The sequence below is a fragment of the Butyrivibrio sp. VCD2006 genome (assembly GCF_000423925.1).
Classification (GTDB): Bacteria; Bacillota; Clostridia; order Lachnospirales; family Lachnospiraceae; genus Butyrivibrio.
Genome location: NZ_KE384112.1, coordinates 12,495 through 15,354, shown reverse-complemented (window position 1 = coordinate 15,354; position 2,860 = coordinate 12,495). Strand labels below are relative to the sequence as shown.

The window sequence follows — 2,860 nt, the reverse complement described above, 5'->3', positions numbered from 1 at the left end:
CTTCTTTTCACTGCCCTACTACCGGCTTTTCAGCAGTGATTCTGCCAAAGAACCACTTTTCACTGCAAAATTACTTCAAATTCTCAACTGCAGCTCTCTCGATCTCGAGTCCTGCCTTGTAATCCTTCATAAACTCATCGAATCCCTTAACATCCTCAGCTACGGGGTCGCAAGTTTCAACTTTTCCTTCCTTGAATACCTTGTTGTTCAGGTACTGCTCAAGTGTCTCGCCATCTTCCTTGTTCAGCATGAAGCCCGCAAGAATAGCCTGTCCCCAAGGACCGCCCTCACCTGCTGTCTCCATAAGCTTGATAGGTGTATCGAGCGCTGCTGCCATAACTCTGTCACCAACGCCTCTGATCTTGAAAAATCCGCCCTGTCCAAAGAAGAAATCAGCCTTAACATTCTCTTCCTTCATAAGGATATCGTTACCAACCTTGAGCGCGCCAAGAGCTGTGTAAAGATGTGCTCTCATGAAGTTTGCAAGATTCATCTTTGCATCGGGTCTTCTTACGAACAGCGGTCTGCCTTCGTTGAAGCCAGTGATGCTCTCGCCTGAGAAGTAGTTGTATGCAAGGAGTCCGCCACAATCAGCATCTCCCTCCATTGCCTTTCTGTAAAGTGTGCCGTAAAGCTTGTCATCATCCACATCAGCGCCGATAGCTCCTGCGAACTCTCTGAAAAGTCCTACATAAGCGTTGAGGTCAGAAGTACAGTTGTTGCAGTGTACCATTGCAACCTGCTCGCCTGAAGGTGTTGTAACAAGATCAAGCTCAGGATAAGCCTTTGAAAGATCATGCTCAAGAACAACCATTGAGAATACTGATGTTCCTGCAGAGATGTTACCTGTTCTAACGCCAACTGAATTTGTAGCAACCATTCCGGTTCCTGCATCACCCTCGGGAGGACATACAGGAATTCCTGCCTGAAGTGTTCCAGTGGGATCAAGCTTCTTTGCACCTTCTGCTGTAAGCTTTCCTGCATCAGCACCGGCGGGAAGTGACTTCGGAATGATGTCACGAAGCTTGAAGCCAAAGCCCTTGTCAGCTGCAAGCTTATCAAACTGGCCTACCATTTTTTCATTGTAATCACAAGTTGCTGAATCAATCGGGAACATTCCTGATGCATCGCCAACGCCCAGAACCTTCTCGCCTGTGAGCTGCCAGTGAATGTATCCGGCTAGTGTTGTGAAGAATGTAACCTTACTTACATGCTCCTCTCCGTTAAGCATTGCCTGGTAAAGGTGCGCGATGCTCCATCTCTGAGGAATGTGATATCCGAAAAGCTCGGTAAGCTCCTCAGAAGCCTGCTCTGTTATAGTATTTCTCCATGTTCTGAAAGGAACTAAGAGATTATCATCTTTATCAAATGCCATGTATCCGTGCATCATTGCTGAAAAGCCCATAGCTCCAACGCTTGTCAGCTTCTCGCCGTACTGCTTCTCAACATCCTCAGTCAGCTTCTTGTAGCAATCCTGAAGTCCGCCCCAGATATCATCAAGTGTGTATGTCCAGATTCCGTTGTCCAGTCTGTTCTCCCATCCGTGAGAACCCTGAGCAATCGGGTTATTATCCATATCGGTCAGAACTGCCTTGATTCTTGTGGAACCAAACTCAATTCCTAGCAAAGTTTTTCCCTCAGCTATCGCTTTTTTCGCATCTCCCATAATATTATTCTCCTTTTTTCTATACTCTCTAAAGAGATTACTCTCCCAATTTTTTATGATAGCTTTGATATTCTGCATGGTCAATGAATTTTGTATTGTCAATTTGTACAAGTTTCCGAAAATTTATTGTGAAACCTGTTTATTAAGGACCCATGCGCATTCCCGCGATTACGCCCTCTTTTTAATAAATTCTTTAGATTATGATAATTTGTAATTTATGACTTTCGGCTATGATGTATGGCAGTTACTTAGTTACATCCGATTTTTGAAATTTTGTTACAAGGAGGAATATAGAATGAAAAGGATGATTTCTTTAACATTAGCAGCTGTTATGTTTTGCGCTATGACACTTTCAGTAAGTGCAGCACCTATGGCTCCCGGCAGAGTTATACCGGGCGAGTGGAGAAACAATGCTGTCCTCAGCGGACTTTGGCTTGAGACCGATGATTTTGTTCCTGTATCTTCCGGAGTTGGCGATGTGATCATTCCCGAACAGGCTAAATCCGGCATGACAGCGGTTATCCACCATGTTGATCCTCATTACACAGGAACAATTCAGGATATAGCAGACAAGCACGGCGGCAAGATCGTCAGCGCTTTCAATGTTAGAATTCCTGCTCTTATCCCCAGTGCTAAAGTTGTCCTCCACGTAAAGGACGGCTTTGATATGCCTTCAGATATCATTGCAGTTTCAGCACACGGAGAAAAGTTCAATACTCTTGCAGTCGAGAAAGTTAATGACAGACAGATTGCCATTAATGTGAATGCTTCTGACAGAAATATCTACCTCGTTCAGGGCGGATCTCTTGCAGCGGGCACAGAAGAGACATACAAAGATTGCCTCGGATGGAAATAAACTACTACCACCGACTCCGCGTCGGAAATGGTTTCTAAGATGCCTTATTGCATGACAACGCACCTTAGATACTATGTTATTTTAATGAACAATTATTTCTAGCAATTAAGTCCAATTCAGGATTGGTTATTATTATATAGGATTTGCTTTAGTCTTTAGAAACAAAGGCCCAAGTAAATACCTTTGTTTTCGGATGTATAGCTATGGAAAGGCTTGATTTTTCTACTATACAAAATAGAGCCACTGGTCACCCAGTGGCTCTTGCATTTCCTCTATTTTAGACTTTTTCCTTTTCAGCAATTCTTCCAACTCTTTTTCTAGCTTCTCCGCGGCCGCAT

At 44.0% G+C, this 2,860-nt stretch carries 2 protein-coding genes; one reads left to right on the top strand and one right to left on the bottom strand.

Annotation, left to right across the window (positions count from 1 at the left end; translation table 11 throughout):
• Positions 1 to 70: 70 nt before the first annotated feature.
• The gene (locus tag G586_RS0121060; protein WP_026529281.1) at positions 71 to 1,666 is read right to left on the bottom strand and encodes a xylulokinase; all 1,596 of its coding nucleotides are present in this window, start codon (positions 1,664 to 1,666) and stop codon (positions 71 to 73) included.
• 295 nt (positions 1,667 to 1,961) lie between these two features.
• Here G586_RS0121060 and G586_RS0121055 point away from each other — a divergent pair, with 295 nt between their 5' ends.
• Positions 1,962 to 2,522 carry a hypothetical protein gene (locus G586_RS0121055; RefSeq protein WP_026529280.1) on the top strand — a complete coding sequence of 187 codons (561 nt, stop codon included), beginning with the start codon at positions 1,962 to 1,964 and terminating at the stop codon, positions 2,520 to 2,522.
• Positions 2,523 to 2,860 lie beyond the last annotated feature (338 nt).

Excerpts from the sequence above, each read along its gene's own strand:
- G586_RS0121060 (WP_026529281.1), bottom strand. The coding sequence starts at position 1,666 with ATGGGAGATGCGAAAAAAGCGATAGCTGAGGGAAAAACTTTGCTAGGA.
- G586_RS0121055 (WP_026529280.1), top strand. The coding sequence starts at position 1,962 with ATGAAAAGGATGATTTCTTTAACATTAGCAGCTGTTATGTTTTGCGCT.